We start from the raw sequence: 17,209 nt of genomic DNA on the forward strand, positions 1-17,209 counted from the left end.
GGCCAAGCCTCAGTCGGCGGGTGCATAGGCCTCACAGCCGGCGCCCGCGAGGAAGCTTCTGGCTGCCTCGTCGAAGCTTGCCTGTGGGGCAAGCGTTCTTAGCACAGCATAGCCTTGCGGGTGGCTCATCTCGACAAGAATCGTCGGCTGCAATTCCGCCGGCAGGGATTTTCGCAAGCCGGTAAGCTGGATCGGCGTGGCGACGAGTACATCCAGCGCTCCCCCCACAGATGTCCTGTCATTCATGCTGAAGACTTCGTTGGAGGCGCCGTCATAGACGGCGATCGACCAGAACGGCACGTTGCCTTTTGCCGTGAAGCGGACGGGGTTGTCTTCCAGATCGAAGGCGCAGACGGCGGTACGAAGGAAAGGATCGCTGTTTGCCAGCCCCGCATCGTCGTTGTGTGCCGACAGCAGATAGAAACGGTTCGGATCACCCTCAGCAAGCACCCGCGTCTGGGCGTCTTTGCCGGTGTAGTGCGGCAGCGCGAGAATGATGACGAGATGGAGCAATGCGGCGCCGAAGAGGCCGGTCAGGACTGAGAAAATCAGCCTAAGCATTGCCGCATCCGATTTTCGAAAGCCTCGGCATCGCGAGATCGATCACCCCCGAACTGCCGGCAGTCGGCGTGTCGAACAGCGTCAGCACCAGCCGGAACGTGCCGGCGGCGGGAAGTGCCAGCCAGTTGCCCGCTCGTGCATTGGCGGAGATGTCGATCGTGAAGCTGCTGTCGGCTCGGCGCAGGATTGTCCAGGAGTTCAGCGCCGCGGGCAGCCCGGGACGGATGGAGGCGGGATTGCCGCTGTTGTCGGAGGTAAACAGCGTCCACAGGCGGGCAGGCGGCGTCTGGCCGCTGATGCGGTAGCTGCAGGCCGCGTTCAATCGCTCGCCGCTGTCGTCGACGCTTGCCGTGAATGCCAGCCCCTCGGCGCTGCCATAAAGCAGCTTGCCGGCGCGGGCGCGGTGGGACTTCGCGTAAGGATCGGCATTTGCCGTCTGCAATTCGGGAAAGGCCTCCCAGGCGCCGAGCTTGATGGCGCCAAACCCTTGCGTTGCGTCCAGCGCATAGAGCGAAACAACGATCCCGCCGCCGAAAGCGACAATCAGCGTGATCGCGATAAAAAGCGGGAATCGAAACACTGCATGCCCTTGGAAACAAATCAGGTGAAAGGGTTAGCATTGATTGCGGCGGTGTGGAATGGCGCGGGCGCGGCCGCGGCTGAAAACGCGGTGGAGGATAGGGAGTTGCTGCCCGATCCGCATCCAGGGGAAGCCAACGAATGACCCCGGCGATGGAAGCTCAATTTGGTGCAGGCGAACTGTTGCGAGCGCAGGAGGTGGGTGGGGTGAAACACGCATCGACCCACAGCCTTGCAGAAGACCTAACCTGCGCTCGCCACCTTCTGCGCTTCGAGCGGCGGGGCGGATTTCAGCTTTTCGCCGAGGTCCTTGAGGATCCTGGTCGATTCCACCGAGAGCATGCGGGGACGGATGAGCTGCGGGATGCTGTCTTCGGGTTTGGCGGCGGCGGTCTTGGCGGTGTCCTTGGCCGGCGGCGCTGGGTTTTCGACGCCGGGAATGGGGCGCAGCACGATGCCCTGGTGGGCGTAATCCATGGCGCGCTTGAAGGTCATGGCGGGAAGCGAGCCGCCGGTCATGTTGTTCGTCGAGGTGTAGTCGTCATTGCCGAACCAGACGGCGCAGGTGTAGTTGCCGGTGAAGCCGACGAACCAGGCGTCGCGATAGGCCTGTGTCGTGCCGGTCTTGCCGCCGGTCAGGATGCCGTTGTCGAGTGCTGCCTTGCGGGCGGTGCCGAAATAGGGGATGCGGGTCAGCATCTGGTTCATGTAAAAATCGGCCTTTTCCGACAGCACGCGCTTTGCCGGCGGCTCGTCGCGATCGAAATCGTAAAGCACGTCGCCGCCGTAATCGAGGATCTGCGCGATTCCATGGCGACGTGACTGATAGCCGCCTGCCGGAAACACCGCATAAGCCGTCGCCTGATCGAGAACGGTGACTTCCGAGGTTCCAATCGGGATCGTCACGTCGTCGCGCACCGGCGATTCGATGCCCATCGCCTTGGCCATTGCGCGGATCGGCTGGATGCCGAGCTTGTCCTTGGCGAGCCGCACCGGGATCGTGTTGATCGATTGGGCGATCGCTGTTTCGAGCGTGACGCGCCCGGCATAGCGGTTCGCATAGTTGTGCGGGCTCCAGTTGCCCCAATAGATCGGCGCATCGACGATGGTCGTCTGCGGGGTCATGCCGCTTTCCATCGCCACTGCATAGGTATAGACCTTGAAGGAAGAGCCCGGCTGGCGCAGCGCCCGCGTCGCGCGGTTGAACTGGCTTTCGCCATAGTCCCGCCCTCCGACCATGGCGCGCACCGCACCGCCGTTTTCAAGCATCACCATCGCACCCTGCTTGGCGTTAAAGGACTCGCCATATTCTCGCAGCGACGTTTCGACGGCATCTTCCGCCGCCTTCTGGATACCCATGTCGATCGTGGTGCGCACGATCAGTGAATGCTGGTGGAAGCGGGCGGCAAGACGTTGGACCTCCTCGAAGGCCCAGTCGAGGAAGAAATCGGGCGATTCCTGCTCGTTGCGGTCGACGATCGTGGCCGGACTGCGACGGGCGGCAATCACCTGGCCCTCGGTCATCAATCCGCTCTGCACGATATTGGTAAGCACTTCGTTGGCGCGGGCGCGCGCCGCGGGCAAATTGACGTGGGGCGCATACTTTGCCGGCGCCTTGAAAAGGCCGGCAAGCATTGCCGATTCTGCGAGGTTCACATCGGTGATGTTCTTGCCGAAGTAGAACTGCGAGGCTGCCGCCGCACCGAAGGTGCCGCCGCCCATATAGGCGCGGTCGAGATAGGTGGACAGGATCTCCTTCTTCGACAGGTTGGCTTCGAGCCAGAGCGCCAGGAAGGCTTCGGTGATCTTGCGATCGATCGAGCGCTCGTTCGACAAGAAAAGGTTCTTGGCAAGCTGCTGCGTCAGGGTCGAGCCGCCCTGGACGACTTCGCCGGCGCGGGCATTTTCGCTCATGGCGCGGAACAGGCCGATGAAATCAATGCCGAAATGGTCGAAGAAGCGGCGGTCCTCGGTGGCGAGCACCGCCTTGATCAGCGAATCCGGCAATTCGTCGATGGGCACTGAATTCTGATGGATGACACCGCGGTGGCCGATGACATTGCCGTAGCGGTCGGTGAAGGTGACGGCGAAATCGCCGCGATTGCGCCAATCTTCCTTGGTAGCCTCGAAGGCAGGCTGGGCAAGGAGGAGCATCAGAACGGATCCGGCAGCGCCGAGCGTCAGCGCTTCGCCGCTCAGTTCGAAGACAAAGCGCTTCCAGCCGCGCACGCGGAAACGGCGGAAAAAAATGGTGGCGTCTTCCCAGATTTCGGCGGAGCGGAACCCGGCGTTCCAGAGGGTGGAATCGATCCATGAATCGATCTTCAGCAGGATGTGCCGGCTTCTGCGCGGGCGCTCTTCTGGATTGTCCGGATCCTGCACGTTCTATATTCCCGCCTGATCGCGCTTGACGGCTGGCCAGCCAGGCGTCAGAGCACAGCCATCCTTCGGCATTGCGCTTTTCGATAAACGAAGCATGCTCAATGATTGATTGATTTGGCGCCCGATAACAAGAGAATTGAAGGCGGCTCACGCGGATTTGCGGACGCTGTTGCAAGAAAACGAATGACGAACGAACGACCCTTCTGGAAGCGGAAAACGCTGAACGAAATGAACCAAGAGGAATGGGAAAGCCTCTGCGACGGCTGTGGGCTCTGTTGCCTCAACAAGCTGGAGGAGTGGGATTCGGGGGACGTCTATTTCACCTCCGTTGCCTGCAGGCTCCTTGACGGCCAAACTTGCCGTTGTTCGAACTACGAGAAGCGGCGGGATTTCGTGCCGGACTGCGTGCAGCTGACGAAGGCGAACGTGCAGGAGATCGCCTGGTTGCCACCGACCTGTGGCTACCGTCTGGTGAACGAGGGGCGCGATCTTTACTGGTGGCATCGGCTGGTTTCCGGCGACCCGGAAACAGTGCACCTGGCTGGCATTTCCGCTCGCGGGCGGACGATCAGCGAGACGGAGGTAGATCCAGGCGACCTGGAAGATTATATCGTCGACTGGCCGCTGACGGTGGGCGACGGCGAGCGGGCGAAAAGATAGATCCCGGCTCAAGCGGCCGCGCGACGCTTTCGAAGGCGCAGGGCGGGAAGTGGCAGCCGACTCAAGGGAAAGGCGGCACTCGCTGCCGGCGGAACGCGCAGTGCCGGACCCTGGATGACCGTGGAATTCGGCGCGGCGGGCGACACTTAGGCGACCGGGCGCACGACAAAGGGTGGCAATCGGGAGACTGGAGGCCGGAGACGATCGAGGAAACGGCGGAGTTGGTGACGGCTGCCGGTGCGGCCGCTCGCCGCACAGGCTCGATGCGTTCGTCGCTGACGGCGCCGATACTGGACGGCCGCGGCGAGCCAATGGTGCGGCGGTTTGAAGGATCCGCCGTCTCGCCTTTTGAGATTTATCGGGTTATCGCTGCTTGGGCGGCTGCGGCGCCGGGCGCGGCATTTCGCGCGTCGGGCGGATCTGGCGCCATTCGTTTTCCATCTGGTCGACGAGGTGCTGGGGAATAGTGGGCTGGCTGTTGGCGGGCGCTTGCATTCGGTCTCCTGTCCTTCGGCGAGCTTCGACAGAAAACGAATGACATAGGCCAAATGCGGTGTAAATCAGGGGTTTAAACGCTTTAAACGATTGAATTTATTTTAATCGATTAGGACCGGGTCAAATTTCATGGTTATCCACATCGATCGGACGTTCTTCTTCGATAGTGTGCGGCAAAGCCTGTTCAATGGTGCCCTTTGCGCGGGTCAGGTCGAGGGCATGACGGCGATTCTGGACGTCTTCGAGGAACGCATGCCGCAGGCGGACTGGCGGTGGCTGGCCTACATCCTGGCGACGGCTTTCCACGAGACGGCCTTCACGATGCAGCCGGTGCGCGAGACGCTGGCCGACAGCGACGCAAAGGCGATCGAAATTCTCGATAACGCCTATGCGGCGGGCAAGCTTTCCTGGGTGAAGACGGTGTACTGGAAGCCGGACGAGACCGGAAAGTGCTGGCTGGGGCGCGGGCTGGTTCAGCTCACCCACAAGCGCAATTACGAGGCGATGAGTGCAATCACCGGCATCGACCTCGTCGCCGAGCCGGACCGGGCGATGGAGATGGCGGCCGCCGTGACGATCCTGGTCGAGGGCATGCTGGTCGGCAGTTTCACGGGGCACAGGCTTGCAGACCACCTGAACGCCGAAAAGGACGACTGGGTGAACGCACGCCGCATCGTCAACGGCACGGACCGGGCCGAGAAGCTCGCCGGATACGGCCGGACCTTCCATGCGGCCATGCGCCCGCAAGAGGCCCCGGGCACGAGCAGTTGATGGGGTGGCTTGCGCGTGCTATCGCGCCGCTTTGTTGAGGCCGAGACTTTGTTGAAGATGAGGAGTGCCCCGGTGATCCGCCATATCGTTTTCTTCACCGCAAGCGCAAAAAACCTGGAGGCGGTGCGCGCCGGGCTTTCGGTGCTGACGGCGATACCGCATGCGCGGCTGCTGGAGATCGGCACCAATGTGAAGACCGATCAGCTCGGCACCGATGTCGACCTGGTAGTCTACGGCGAATTCGACGACGAGGCGGCGCTTGCGGCATACAAGGCGCATCCTGATTACCAGCGCTCGATCGAACTCGTGCGGCCGGTCCGGGAAATGCGGATCGCCGCCGATTATGATGTTGAGACAGCGGTAAGGCAGCCGCTCGGCTGATGCAAACCATGGTCCGCGACTGTGGCTCCTGACGCTTGAGCTTGATTGCGACCATTTGAAGTTTCGCTCCGTACTTGAATTTTTGGGTCCCGTCACCCTCACCCGTCTTGCGGTGCGCGGGAGGCTCCTTGAAGGCCACGGCGGCGGATCGTTGCGCGCGGCTGACGCGCATGTAGCCGCAGGCGAAGACCAATGACGGAGCAAAGATGCGCCTTCAGGGTCGTGACGGAACCAGCTGCTTTGCCGACCTGACCATTCCGGCCAGCATGAAAACGAAGATCAGGGCGAGGGCGGCAAGCACTGCGCAGACGGTAAGCGTCAACCCGGTACCGGCGCGGTCGAGGGCGGCGGTGAATATGACGGGGGCGATGGCGTTGGCGAGGTTTTGCGGCAGCGAGAGGCGGGCGGCTTGCAGGCCGTATTCGCGCGGCGAGAAGAAGGCGAGCGGCAGCAGCGCACGGGCAACGGCAAGCACGCCGGAGCCGAAGCCATACATTACGATGAAGGCGACAAGCAGCGGCGTCGAGGCGCTGCACAGCAGAAGCATGAGAAAGCTCGCCAGCATGAGGCTGATGCCCATGAACGAGGTGAGGATCGGATTGCCGCGTTTGCCAAGCAGCATGTCGAGCCCGCGGGCGGAAATGCCGATGAGGCCGCGGGCCGACCCGAGCTGCAGGGCAAGCGCCGGCGACGCCCCGGACTGGCGAAAGATTTCGATCAGCGACGGGGCAATGCCAAAGCTGATGAAGGTGCCGAGCGTCGTCGAGGTGGCGATAAGCAGGAAGGCCTTGCGGCGCTCACGCGGCGACAGTGCAATCGGTGGCGTATCCGCGGCAGTACCTTGGCTGTGCGTTGCGGCGGGCTTCGGCAGCGCGAAAAGATGAAGCGGCAGGCAGACGAAAACGTGAAGTGTTGCCGAAAAAAGGGAGGCGGCTCGCCAGCCATAGGCGTCCGTCATCAGCGCCAGGACCGGCCAGAAGAGCGTTGCCGACAGGCCGGTGAAGAGCATGAGGATGGCGATGATCCGCTTGCCGTTCAGGCCCTCTCGCTCGACGACGGCGGTATAGGCAGGCGCTGAAAGACCAAGCGCGCCGCCGAGACCGATGACGATCCATGAAGCCGCATAAAGGACGATCCCATGCGTGGCGGCAAGCATGAGCAGGCCCGCCGCGAAGGTGACCGAGGATGCGGCGAGCACGCGGGCAGCACCAAAGTGCGCGAGCCAGCGGCCGGTCGCGGGGCCTGCGAAGGCGCTGACGACCATCATGACGGTGAGGCCGGCGAATACCACTTCGTTGGGCAGGTCGAGATCGGCCGCCACGACGCGGCCCATGACGCCGAGCATGTCGAAGGTGGTGCCCCAGCCGATGAGCTGGCTGACGGCAAGCACGGCGATCGTCTGCGCCGAGCGCGAGGGAAACTTGAACATTCGTGCTGGAACGGATTCGAGGGCTGAGGACCTGGGCCATAGCAGTTTCGCATGTGCGGCGAAAGCCGCGGAAGCCATTTGCGGAAAACGGCCTCACCTGACTGGCAAGAGGGGTGGCCGCTCATCTCCGGCTCTCAATCAAGACGTTTCGTGAAGGACAAACATGACGGCACGCGTCACCGCCCTCGTCCCTGGAGGCTGCGCTGGGACACGCTCGTTGGCGAAGCCCATCTGACGCTGCGAGCGTGGGGCGCTTGCCGATGCGAGGGCGCGGGGGTTGAGATATCTTTGTCCCTTTCGTGTCGACGGACATCAGTTCGCCGCCCGATCCTTTGGGTGGCGCAGGCCAGGCAGCCTGTTGGTTGCGCGGGTGCGCGACCGGCCGTGGCGATCGGGCAGGTCGCTCACTGAGGAAATCTCGGGGCGGGATTTCTGTGTTTCAAGGGTATCGCGCGCTTTCGTCTTTTCTGCGGTGGAGCTTGTTGGAAAATACAGTCCAGAATTGTTCTAAACATCCGGCGCTACAGGGCATTCATTTGCCATTCAGGTCACGTGAGTACATAGTCGGACCAAGTTGGAATTACGTTGGAAGCATGCACATGGCCTCTCCCTTGAGCGTCGTAGTTTTGGCCGCCGGGCTGGCGGTATCGGCGCCCTCACCGGACGAACCGCGCGGTCTGATCGTGCGCGTCGCAGGCGATTGCAGCGCCGCGGCCGAGCAGGTCGTCGAGCAGACGGGCGGGCAGCTTCTTTCCGTGCAGCCGTCCGGCAACACCTGCATCATCACGGTTCTCGTCCAAGGCAATGGCCAGCGTCCACGCAAGGTGACAGTCAGGGTTCCGATGTAGGCGGAATCGGCCTATGAAGCACCAGTGATACACTTGAGGTGAGAGCGGACCGATGCGCATTCTGGTAGTCGAAGACGATGTCAATCTGAACCGTCAGCTCGCCGATACGCTGAAGGAGGCGGGCTATGTCGTCGATCAGGCCTTCGACGGCGAGGAAGGGCATTTCCTCGGCGACACCGAGCCTTATGACGCGATCATCCTCGACATCGGCCTGCCGGAGATGGATGGCGTGACCGTCCTTGAAAAGTGGCGCGGTGCGGGCCGCGGCGTGCCGGTTCTGATCCTGACGGCCCGCGACCGCTGGAGCGACAAGGTCGCAGGCATCGATGCCGGAGCCGACGACTACGTGACAAAGCCCTTCCATGTCGAGGAAGTGCTGGCGCGCATTCGCGCCCTGATCCGCCGTGCGGCCGGGCATTCCTCCTCCGAGATCATCTGCGGGCCGGTGCGGCTCGACACCAAGACGTCCAAGGCGATGGTCAACGGCGTGACGCTGAAGCTCACCTCGCACGAATACCGGCTGCTTGCCTATCTGATGCACCATATGGGCGAGGTGGTCTCGCGCTCGGAGCTGGTCGAGCACATGTACGACCAGGATTTCGATCGCGATTCAAATACGATCGAGGTGTTCGTCGGCCGCCTGCGCAAGAAGATGGGCGTGGATCTGATCGAAACGGTGCGCGGTCTCGGCTACCGCATCCAAGCGCCGAACAATGCGCATTAAGTCGCTCACCGCCCGCGTTCTGCTCCTGACGACCGTCTGGTCGACCGTGGCGCTTGTGGTGATCGGCCTGCTCATCTCCACGCTTTATCGCCGCAGCGCCGAGCGCGGTTTCCAGGATCTGCTGCGCGCCCAGCTCTATAACGTCATCAACTCCGTGACCATCGGCGATCAGGGCGCGCTGAGCGGCAGCCCGCAACTCGGCGACCTGCGCTTCGCCCAGCCGAGGACGGGCTGGTACTGGGTGGTGGAACCGCTCGGGACCTATACGGCGGCGCCGCTGGTTTCGCCGTCGCTGGGATCGGCGACGATCCCTGTTCCCTCCGTGCTGGAAGCGCCCTTCGACAAGAACTACGAGCGCTACTACCAGGTGACGGACGCGACCGGAAACCGCGTGCAGGTGGCGGAAACCGAAGTGGTGCTCGACACCGACGGACGCGCTGCACGCTTCAGGGTGTCGGGCAATGTCGAGGTGGTCGAGAGCGACGTCAGCAACTTCTCCCACAGTCTCTATCTGGCGCTTGCCGGTTTCGGGGTCGGAAGCCTGATCGTCAATGCGCTTGCCATTCTCTACGGCCTGAAGCCGCTCGACAAGGCGCGCGCGGCGCTGGAACGCATCCGGGCGGGAGAGAGCGAACTGCTGAAGGGCGATTTCCCGCGGGAAATCCTGCCGCTTGCCAACGAGGTGAATGCGCTGATCGACAGCAACCGGCGCATCGTCGAGCGCGCCCGGATGCAGGTCGGCAACCTGGCGCATTCGCTGAAGACGCCGATTGCGGTTCTGCTCAACGAGGCGAGGGTGCTGGAGCGCTCGCACGGCGAGCTGGTGCGCAGCCAGGCAGAAGCGATGCAGGGCCAGGTGCAATCCTACCTCAACCGGGCACGTATCGCCGCACAGCGCGAATCGGTACTGGCGCGTACCGATGCCGAACCTGCACTCGAGCGGCTGGTGCGCGTGATGCGGCGGCTCAATGGCGACAAGGAGTTCGAGCTCAACGTGACGCCCCAGAACCTCGCGGTCGCCATGGAGCAGCAGGATCTGGAAGAGACTGTCGGCAACCTTTTGGAGAATGCGTCGCGTTTTGCCACGACAAAGGTGCGGCTCAGCGCAGTCGAAGCAGCCGAGGACGTGAAGGGTGCCGAGGCAAGCGCGCGGCGGCACTGGGTGGAGCTCGTCGTCGAGGACGACGGACCTGGACTGGAACCCGACCAGATTCGCGAGGCGCTGAAGCGCGGGCGGCGACTGGACGAGAGCAAGCCGGGAACTGGCCTCGGGCTTTCGATCGTCACGGAGATTTCCCACGAGTATCAGGGCCGCCTCGAACTCTCCCGCGGGGAGTGGGGAGGCCTGAAGGCGCGGCTAATCCTGCCCGGCGTCACAAAGGATGTTGCATGAGCAATTGCTTGATGCCACAAAGACATAGGCAATTGCATAGCATGCTTTGCCTTAATGCTGACATGGGGCGATGCGCATCTGGCGGCACTGATTCACACCCCGATGCTGGTTTGACCGAATGATGTTACGACCGAGTGTTTTGATCGTTTCTTCGCTTCTCGTTGCCGTTGCGCTGTCTTCGTGCACGACCTCCAAGAGCGGCGGCTCGGGCGGACTGTTTTCCCGCAAGCCTTCGGCATCGGCGGCTTTCATCACGGCGCTGCAGGGCGGAATTGCCGGCCGCAGCGGCGTGCAGCTGAGCGACAGCGACAAGCAGCGGGCTCTGGAAGCCGAATACCGGGCGCTTGAAGGCGCCGGTGTCGGCCAGCCGGTCGTCTGGAGCGGGCGCAATGTAAGCGGCAAGGTTGTGGCCGCCGCCCCCTATCAGGTGGGGTCGCAGAACTGCCGTCAATACACGCATACTCTGAGTGCGCAAGGCAGGGACACCGTCACGCGTGGCGCGGCCTGCCGCAACAGTGACGGAAGCTGGTCGCCGCTCGGGTGATTTCGGCCGGTGCTGCCGGTGACGTGCTGCTGAAATTGCGGCGAAACGCCTCAAATCTTCGTCATTCCGACTTTGCCAGTTGGAATGGTCCCGCGCTTCAAGTATTTGAGCCGATATGATGTTCTGGATTCTGGTGGCCGTGATGACCGCGGCTGTTGCCGCCTGTCTGCTTTATCCGCTCTTGCGCGGCGCAAAGGCGGCTGACGACGACCGTGCCGGCGAGGCGGCGGTCTACCACGATCAGCTGCGAGAACTCGATCGCGATTTGGCTTTCGGATTGATTTCCTCCGACGAGGCGGATTATGCGCGGGCCGAAATCGGCCGCAGGCTGATTGCCGTGTCGGCTGCCGAGCCGAAGGCGGAACGCAAGCCCGTTCGCCCCCACCGTTTCAGCGAGGCTTTCGTTCTCCTGATGCTGCCGGTTCTCGGGCTCTGTCTTTACATCACCCTCGGCCGCCCTGATCTTCCGTCGCGGCCGTTGGCGGATCGGCTGGCCGATCCCGGCAACGACATGGCGATGCTGATCGTGAAGGCGGAGCGGCATCTGGCGGAGGATCCGGAAGACGGCAGGGGCTGGGACGTGCTGGCGCCGATCTATTACAATGCGGCGCGGCTTGCCGAAGCGGAGAAGGCCTACCGAAATGCGATCCGGCTGCTCGGGGCGAGCCCGATCCGCCTCGACGGGCTGGCCGAAACGCTGATAGCTGGTGCCAATGGCGTGGTGACCGAGGAGGCCCGCAAGGTGCTGGAGCAGTCGCTTTCGCTCGAGCCTGACAATCCGCGCGCGCGGTTCTACGTGGCGCTCGGCCTGGAGCAGGCGGGGCAAACGGGGCAGGCGAAGGCGGCCTTCGAGGCGCTGGCGAAAGGATCGCCTGCCGATGCGCCATGGCTGCCGCTCGTCAACGAGCATATCGCCAAGAACGGCGGCGCTCCGGTGGTGGCGGATGGCAAGGGCAATCCGACAGAGGAAGATGTCGCAGCGGCGCAGGATATGAGCAGCAGTCAACAGCAGCAGATGATCCGCGCCATGGTGGAGAGCCTCGATGCAAAGCTTGCCGCAGACCCGAACAATTTCGAGGGCTGGATGCGGCTTGTCCGCTCCTATGCCGTCTTGAACGACAAGGATCGTGCCGCAAGCGCGCTGAAGCGCGCGCTGGCGACCTTTCCGGCCGACGGCCAAGAGGGCAGACAGCTGATGGCGCTGGCCCGCGAACTCGCCATTGCGGCGGAAGGAGGCACGCAATGACGCGCAAGCAGAAGCGCCTGGCGGTGATTGGCGGCGGCATGGGCTTCATCCTCGCCGCGGTACTGCTCGTGATGTTCGCCTTCAGCCAGTCGGTCGCTTATTTCTACATGCCGGCCGACCTTGCCAAAACACCGGTGGCGCCGCAGACGCGCATCCGCCTCGGCGGGCTGGTCGGCGAGGGCAGCGTCGTGCGCGGCGCAGGCTCGACGGTGGAATTTGCCGTCACCGACGGCAGCGGCGACGCGGTGAAGGTCAAATATACCGGCATCCTTCCCGACCTGTTCCGTGAGGGGCAGGGGGTTGTGACGGAAGGCACGTTTGCAGCCGGCAGCCGGGAGTTCATCGCCGACACGGTGCTTGCCAAGCACGACGAGAAATACATGCCGAAGGACGTTGCCGACCGGCTGAAGGCGCAGGGTCTGTGGCAGGAAGGCGAGGATACGCAATGATCATCGAGATCGGCCACTACGCACTTGTCCTGGCGCTGGCGGCAGCGATCGTTGTTTCGCTGGTTCCGGCAATCGGCGCGCGCAGGCTCGACCAGGCGATGATGGATGTCGCCCCGCTCGGCTCCGTCATGCTCTTTGGACTGGTGAGCTTCTCCTTCGGCGTTTTGACCTATGCCCATGTGGTCTCCGACTTTACCGTCCGGAACGTCTGGGAGAACTCGCATTCGCTGGTGCCGCTGATCTACAAGTATTCCGGCGTCTGGGGCAATCACGAAGGCTCGATGATGCTGTGGCTGCTGATCCTTACGCTGTTCAGCGCCCTGGTGGCGCTCTTCGGCCGCAATCTGCCGGACAGGCTGATGGCCAATGTGCTTTCGGTTCAGGCCTGGATCTCCTCCGCCTTCATCCTCTTCATCCTGTTGACCTCCAACCCGTTCGTCCGTCTCGACCCGGCACCGGCCGAAGGCCGCGACCTCAATCCGGTGCTGCAGGATATCGGGCTCGCCATCCATCCGCCGCTGCTTTATCTCGGTTATGTCGGCTTTTCGGTATGCTTCTCCTTTGCCGTCGCCGCCTTGATGGAAGGCAGGATCGATGCAGCCTGGGCGCGTTGGGTCAGGCCCTGGACGCTGGCGGCCTGGACCTTCCTGACCCTGGGCATCGCCATGGGCTCCTACTGGGCCTATTACGAACTCGGCTGGGGCGGCTGGTGGTTCTGGGATCCGGTCGAAAACGCCTCCTTCATGCCGTGGCTTGCCGGTACCGCGCTGCTGCATTCGGCGCTGGTGATGGAAAAGCGCGAGGCGCTGAAGATCTGGACCTTGCTGCTGGCGATCCTCACCTTCTCGCTGTCGCTGCTCGGCACCTTCCTGGTGCGCTCCGGCGTCTTGACCTCGGTGCATGCCTTTGCCAGCGATCCGAGCCGCGGCGTCTTCATTCTTTGCATTCTCATGCTCTTCATCGGCGGGGCGCTGTCGCTGTTTGCGTTTCGCGCACCGCGTTTGAGTGCGGGCGGCCTGTTTGCGCCGGTCTCGCGCGAAGGTGCATTGGTGCTGAACAATCTGATCCTGACGGTTGCCTGCGGCACGGTCTTGACCGGGACGCTCTATCCGCTGCTTCTGGAGACGCTTACCGGCGACAAGATCTCCGTCGGCGCGCCGTTCTTCAACATGACCTTCGGGCTATTGATGGCACCGTTGCTCGTCGCCGTGCCGTTCGGGCCGCTGCTTGCCTGGAAGCGCGGCGACCTTCTGGGCGTGCTGCAGCGCCTTTATGCCGTGGCAGGGATTGCCTTGGCCGCGGCGCTCGCCGTCTTCTACATCGAGCACGGCGGGCCGGTGCTGTCGGTGCTCGGGCTGGCGGCCGGGCTCTTCCTGGTCGCAGGCGCGCTCGCCGATCTCTGGTACCGCGCCGGCATCGGCAAGGTGAAGGCGCATGTCGCCTGGAAGCGGCTTTCGGGCCTGCCGCGCTCGGCCTTCGGCACCGCACTTGCGCATGCCGGGCTTGGCGTCAGCGTCATCGGCATCGTTGCGGTGTCGGCCTTTGCAACCGAGCATGTGCTCGAGATGAAGCCGGGCGAGACCACCGAGGCGGGCGGCTACACGCTTTCCTTCGACGGCCTGAAGCCGGCGAAAGGGCCGAATTATACCGAGGAGCGCGGGCATTTCACCGTGCGGCGGGGCGGCGCCGAGGTCGCCGAGACCTGGTCGGCAAAGCGCCTTTATGCCGCCCGTCAGATGCCGACGACGGAAGCCGGCATCCTGACCTTCGGGGCAAGCCAGCTCTACGTGTCGCTCGGTGATCCGACCAGCGACGGCGGCATCGTCGTGCGCATCTGGTGGAAGCCGTTCATCCTGCTGATCTGGGGCGGGACGCTGCTGATGGCGGTGGCCGGCTTCGTGTCGCTCTCCGACCGGCGGCTGCGCGTCGGCGCCCCGCGCCGAAAGGCAAAACCGGCAAAACCGGCCATGGAGGCGGCTGAATGATCCGGCCGCTCCTGCTTGCCATCGCGCTGTTTCTTACTGCAGCACCAGCCTTTGCCGTCAATCCCGACGAGGTGCTGGCCGATCCGGCGCTTGAGGCGCGCGCCCGGGCGCTGTCGGCTGAACTGCGCTGCATGGTCTGCCAGAACCAGTCGATCGACGATTCCAATGCCGATCTCGCCAAGGACCTCAGGCTGCTGGTGCGCGAGCGCATCACCGATGGTGACAGTGACGAGCAGGTGCTGAACTACATCGTCTCGCGCTACGGCGAATTCGTGCTGCTGAAGCCAAGGCTTGGCATCCGCACCCTCCTGCTTTGGGGTGCGCCAGTGCTCCTGATCGTCGTAGGCGGCATCTCGCTGCTGGTCTTTGCCAGGCGGCGCGCCGGAAGGCCGACCGGTAGCCCGCTGACGGCGGAGGAAAAGGCAAGGCTCGACGAACTGCTCGGCAAGTGATTACGCCCGTATCCTTTTGACAGCATAATGGCTTCGCCGATCAACCTGCGGTAAGATGCGCGCCCGGAAGCCATCGCAGCATGCGGGGAAGACATGGAGCGCCGTCTTGCAGCAATTCTGATCGCTGACGTCGCGGGTTACAGCCGTTTGAGCCAGATCGACGAAGAGGGCACGCGTCGCTGTTTCCAGGCGGATATGGACGACATCATCCTGCCCAAGATTGCCGAACATCACGGCCGGCTGGTGAAGACCATGGGCGACGGCCTGCTTGTTGAATTTCACAGCGTTGTCGATGCCTTGCATTGCGCAATCGACGTCCAGCGCGAAAAGGCTCTGCAAGAAGCAGCAAGGTTGACGCCGATGCGGCTCGATTTCCGCATCGGCGTCAACCTTGGAGACATCATTGTCGAGGGCGACGACATTCACGGCGATGGCGTCAATATCGCGGACCGCATACAGGCGCTGGCCGAGCCGGGCGGGATCGCCATCTCCGGCACGACTTTCGATCAGGTAAAAACCAAGCTCGACGTGGGCTTTATCTCGCTTGGAAGGCAGAAAGTCAAAAGCATCGCCGAGCCTATCCGCGCCTACCGCATCGTGCTGGATCCGAACAAAGCGCGGATATTGCAGACGAGCTTCAGGCGTCTCTTGAGGATGCCTTCCGGCTTTGCGGCTGCCATTGCCGTCCTGCTTTCGGCCGCTCCCACAGCCTACTGGTGGCAACCTTGGGACCTTGGCCCGACGCCAACGGCGGTCGAGCGCTTCGCCTATCCCCTGCCGGACAAACCTTCCGTGGCGGTGTTGCCGTTCATCAATGTCAGCGGTGATACCGAGCAGGATCATCTGGCGCAGGGACTGACCGACGACCTGATCACGGAGCTGTCCAAGGTCTCGGGGCTCTTCGTCATCGCCAGGCATTCGGTATTTGCCGTTCAAGTCGGTGCAGGCAAGATCCAGGATGTTGCAGCGGAGCTGGGCGTCCACTACGTGCTCGAAGGCACGTTGCAGCGCGCGGGACCGCGTCTGCGCATCAACGTCAAGTTGATAGACGCGCTGAGCGGGCTTTCGGTTTGGGCCGAGCGCTACGACCGCCAATATGCCGATCTGTTCGCAATTCAGGACGACGTCACCGGCAAGATCATCTCCGCGCTCGCGGTAGAACTGAGCGATGGCGAGCGCACGCAGCTGGAGCGGATACCGAGCGACAATCTTGAAGCCTATGATTACTACATGCGGGCCGAGCAGGAGGGCCTTGCCTATAGCGACGTGGAAACCTATCGCCGCACGCTATCCTATTATCAGAAGGCGATCGATCTCGATCCGGACTTTGCCGATGCGCATGCCGGCATTGCGCGCGTTGCCGTCGACGTCTGGCGCAATGACTACAACTTCTTATGGTCGGCGGCGGTGGCGCGCAAGATCGCCTATGATGCGGCCGGACAAGCGCTCAAGCTCGACCCCGACAACGCGCGCGCCCACACCGTTCTTGCCCTGCTGCAGCTGGTTGACGGTCGGGCCGCGGAGGCGCGCGACTCGGCAAAGCGGGCGGTGGAGGCGCAGCCCAACAGTGCGGAAGCCTTCGGCAACCTGGCTTTGATCCTCGTCCATACGGGAAGTCACGAAGAAGCGGTCGCTGAGCTGGAAAAGGCTTTGCGGCTCGATCCCGCTCCCCCGCCGAGCTTCCAGCTGCTGGCCGGAATCGTCTTTTACACCGCGCGGGAAAACAGGCGCGCAATTCCGCTCATCGAGGCGGCGCGGGATGCGCTGCCCAACGCGGAGCCTGCACGCGAGTACCTGACGGCAGCCTATGCCCATGAAGGGGACCTGGCTCGCGGCGCCCAGGAAAAGGCCAAGCTTCTGGAACTGTTTCCGGACGCCAACCTTACCTACTACAACTATCTCTACGACTATTGGCGCGAAGACGACCTGGAGCATCATCTGGCGGGATTGCGCGCGGCCCGGATTCCGGAATGGCCGTTCGGTTTTGCCGGTTCGCAAGCCGATCAGCTTGATGCAGAAGCCCTGCGCAACCTGATCGGCGACAAGACATGGAACGGAAAACACAAGAACGGGACGGTGTTCGTCCAGTATTTCGACAAGGCGGGCAATACCGCCTACCGCAGCGCCAATACCAACATCACCGGCACGGTGGAGGTGCAGGGAAACCGGCTCTGCGAGCGCTTCGGCGGCTATTTTCTCGATCGCATGGTGTGCGGGCAGGTCTACAGAAACAAGGACGCCGCCCAAGGCGGCGCCCAGTATGTTCACGTAACCCCGCAGGCGCTGAAGTTCTTCTCGCTGAACCCGTGA

At 63.0% G+C, this 17,209-nt stretch carries 18 protein-coding genes; 13 read left to right on the forward strand and 5 right to left on the reverse strand.

All coding sequences use genetic code 11. From position 1 onward, the window contains the following. Positions 1-9 precede the first annotated feature (9 nt). Together AM571_RS05940 and AM571_RS05945 are read right to left on the reverse strand one after the other, a co-directional pair. Positions 10-561, reverse strand: coding sequence for a DUF1254 domain-containing protein (locus AM571_RS05940; RefSeq protein WP_074060620.1), 552 nt, complete (start codon positions 559-561; stop codon positions 10-12). Beyond that, positions 554-1,141 (reverse strand): DUF1214 domain-containing protein, encoded by a 588-nt coding sequence (locus AM571_RS05945; protein ID WP_074060621.1) that lies wholly within the window; start codon positions 1,139-1,141, stop codon positions 554-556. The genes AM571_RS05940 and AM571_RS05945 overlap by 8 nt, the downstream gene beginning before the upstream one ends. Before the next feature lie 3 nt (positions 1,142-1,144). Between AM571_RS05945 and AM571_RS36090 the strand changes: the two genes are divergently transcribed. Further along, positions 1,145-1,285: a hypothetical protein gene (locus tag AM571_RS36090; protein WP_155774413.1), complete on the forward strand. Its 141-nt coding sequence runs from the start codon at positions 1,145-1,147 to the stop codon at positions 1,283-1,285. A gap of 98 nt (positions 1,286-1,383) precedes the next feature. On the opposite strand, the gene AM571_RS05950 is transcribed toward AM571_RS36090, so the two are convergent. Continuing rightward, positions 1,384-3,522 carry a transglycosylase domain-containing protein gene (locus AM571_RS05950; RefSeq protein ID WP_074060622.1) on the reverse strand — a complete coding sequence of 713 codons (2,139 nt, stop codon included), beginning with the start codon at positions 3,520-3,522 and terminating at the stop codon, positions 1,384-1,386. Between the two features lie 183 nt (positions 3,523-3,705). Here AM571_RS05950 and AM571_RS05955 point away from each other — a divergent pair, with 183 nt between their 5' ends. Beyond that, on the forward strand, positions 3,706-4,182 hold the full coding sequence (locus AM571_RS05955) for a YcgN family cysteine cluster protein (RefSeq protein ID WP_074060623.1): 477 nt from the start codon (positions 3,706-3,708) through the stop codon (positions 4,180-4,182). 363 nt (positions 4,183-4,545) lie between these two features. On the opposite strand, the gene AM571_RS38005 is transcribed toward AM571_RS05955, so the two are convergent. Further along, entirely contained in the window at positions 4,546-4,677 is a 132-nt protein-coding gene (locus tag AM571_RS38005) for a hypothetical protein (RefSeq protein ID WP_257788693.1), read from the reverse strand. A gap of 129 nt (positions 4,678-4,806) precedes the next feature. Between AM571_RS38005 and AM571_RS05960 the strand changes: the two genes are divergently transcribed. Together AM571_RS05960 and AM571_RS05965 are read left to right on the forward strand one after the other, a co-directional pair. Then, positions 4,807-5,448, forward strand: coding sequence for a hypothetical protein (locus AM571_RS05960; protein WP_074060624.1), 642 nt, complete (start codon positions 4,807-4,809; stop codon positions 5,446-5,448). Positions 5,449-5,520: 72 nt separating this feature from the next. Continuing rightward, a complete protein-coding gene (locus AM571_RS05965) occupies positions 5,521-5,829 on the forward strand; it encodes a Dabb family protein (protein ID WP_074060625.1) in 309 nt (102 codons plus the stop codon). A 214-nt stretch (positions 5,830-6,043) separates the two neighbouring features. Here AM571_RS05965 and AM571_RS05970 read toward each other — a convergent pair whose 3' ends face one another. After that, on the reverse strand, positions 6,044-7,258 hold the full coding sequence (locus AM571_RS05970; RefSeq protein ID WP_074063093.1) for an MFS transporter: 1,215 nt from the start codon (positions 7,256-7,258) through the stop codon (positions 6,044-6,046). A gap of 599 nt (positions 7,259-7,857) precedes the next feature. Here AM571_RS05970 and AM571_RS05975 point away from each other — a divergent pair. The 9 genes from AM571_RS05975 to AM571_RS06015 all read left to right on the forward strand — a co-directional run bounded on the left by AM571_RS05975 (position 7,858) and on the right by AM571_RS06015 (position 17,209). Next, positions 7,858-8,106 carry a hypothetical protein gene (locus AM571_RS05975; RefSeq protein ID WP_022714559.1) on the forward strand — a complete coding sequence of 83 codons (249 nt, stop codon included), beginning with the start codon at positions 7,858-7,860 and terminating at the stop codon, positions 8,104-8,106. A gap of 52 nt (positions 8,107-8,158) precedes the next feature. Further along, positions 8,159-8,830, forward strand: coding sequence for a response regulator transcription factor (locus tag AM571_RS05980; protein ID WP_074060626.1), 672 nt, complete (start codon positions 8,159-8,161; stop codon positions 8,828-8,830). Further along, a complete protein-coding gene (locus AM571_RS05985; RefSeq protein WP_074060627.1) occupies positions 8,820-10,223 on the forward strand; it encodes a sensor histidine kinase in 1,404 nt (467 codons plus the stop codon). Before AM571_RS05980 ends, AM571_RS05985 begins: the two co-directional genes overlap by 11 nt. 118 nt (positions 10,224-10,341) lie before the next feature. Then, positions 10,342-10,767, forward strand: coding sequence for a hypothetical protein (locus AM571_RS05990; RefSeq protein ID WP_074060628.1), 426 nt, complete (start codon positions 10,342-10,344; stop codon positions 10,765-10,767). A 115-nt stretch (positions 10,768-10,882) separates the two neighbouring features. Beyond that, the gene (gene ccmI, locus AM571_RS05995; RefSeq protein WP_074060629.1) at positions 10,883-12,013 is read left to right on the forward strand and encodes a c-type cytochrome biogenesis protein CcmI; all 1,131 of its coding nucleotides are present in this window, start codon (positions 10,883-10,885) and stop codon (positions 12,011-12,013) included. After that, positions 12,010-12,462: a cytochrome c maturation protein CcmE gene (ccmE, locus tag AM571_RS06000; RefSeq protein WP_074060630.1), complete on the forward strand. Its 453-nt coding sequence runs from the start codon at positions 12,010-12,012 to the stop codon at positions 12,460-12,462. The genes ccmI and ccmE overlap by 4 nt, the downstream gene beginning before the upstream one ends. Further along, on the forward strand, positions 12,459-14,447 hold the full coding sequence (locus AM571_RS06005) for a heme lyase CcmF/NrfE family subunit (protein WP_074060631.1): 1,989 nt from the start codon (positions 12,459-12,461) through the stop codon (positions 14,445-14,447). The genes ccmE and AM571_RS06005 overlap by 4 nt, the downstream gene beginning before the upstream one ends. Further along, positions 14,444-14,899 (forward strand): cytochrome c-type biogenesis protein, encoded by a 456-nt coding sequence (locus AM571_RS06010; RefSeq protein ID WP_074060632.1) that lies wholly within the window; start codon positions 14,444-14,446, stop codon positions 14,897-14,899. Before AM571_RS06005 ends, AM571_RS06010 begins: the two co-directional genes overlap by 4 nt. A gap of 93 nt (positions 14,900-14,992) precedes the next feature. Continuing rightward, entirely contained in the window at positions 14,993-17,209 is a 2,217-nt protein-coding gene (locus tag AM571_RS06015) for an adenylate/guanylate cyclase domain-containing protein (RefSeq protein ID WP_074060633.1), read from the forward strand.

This window comes from Rhizobium etli 8C-3 (genome assembly GCF_001908375.1).
GTDB classification, from domain to species: domain Bacteria; phylum Pseudomonadota; class Alphaproteobacteria; order Rhizobiales; family Rhizobiaceae; genus Rhizobium; species Rhizobium etli_B.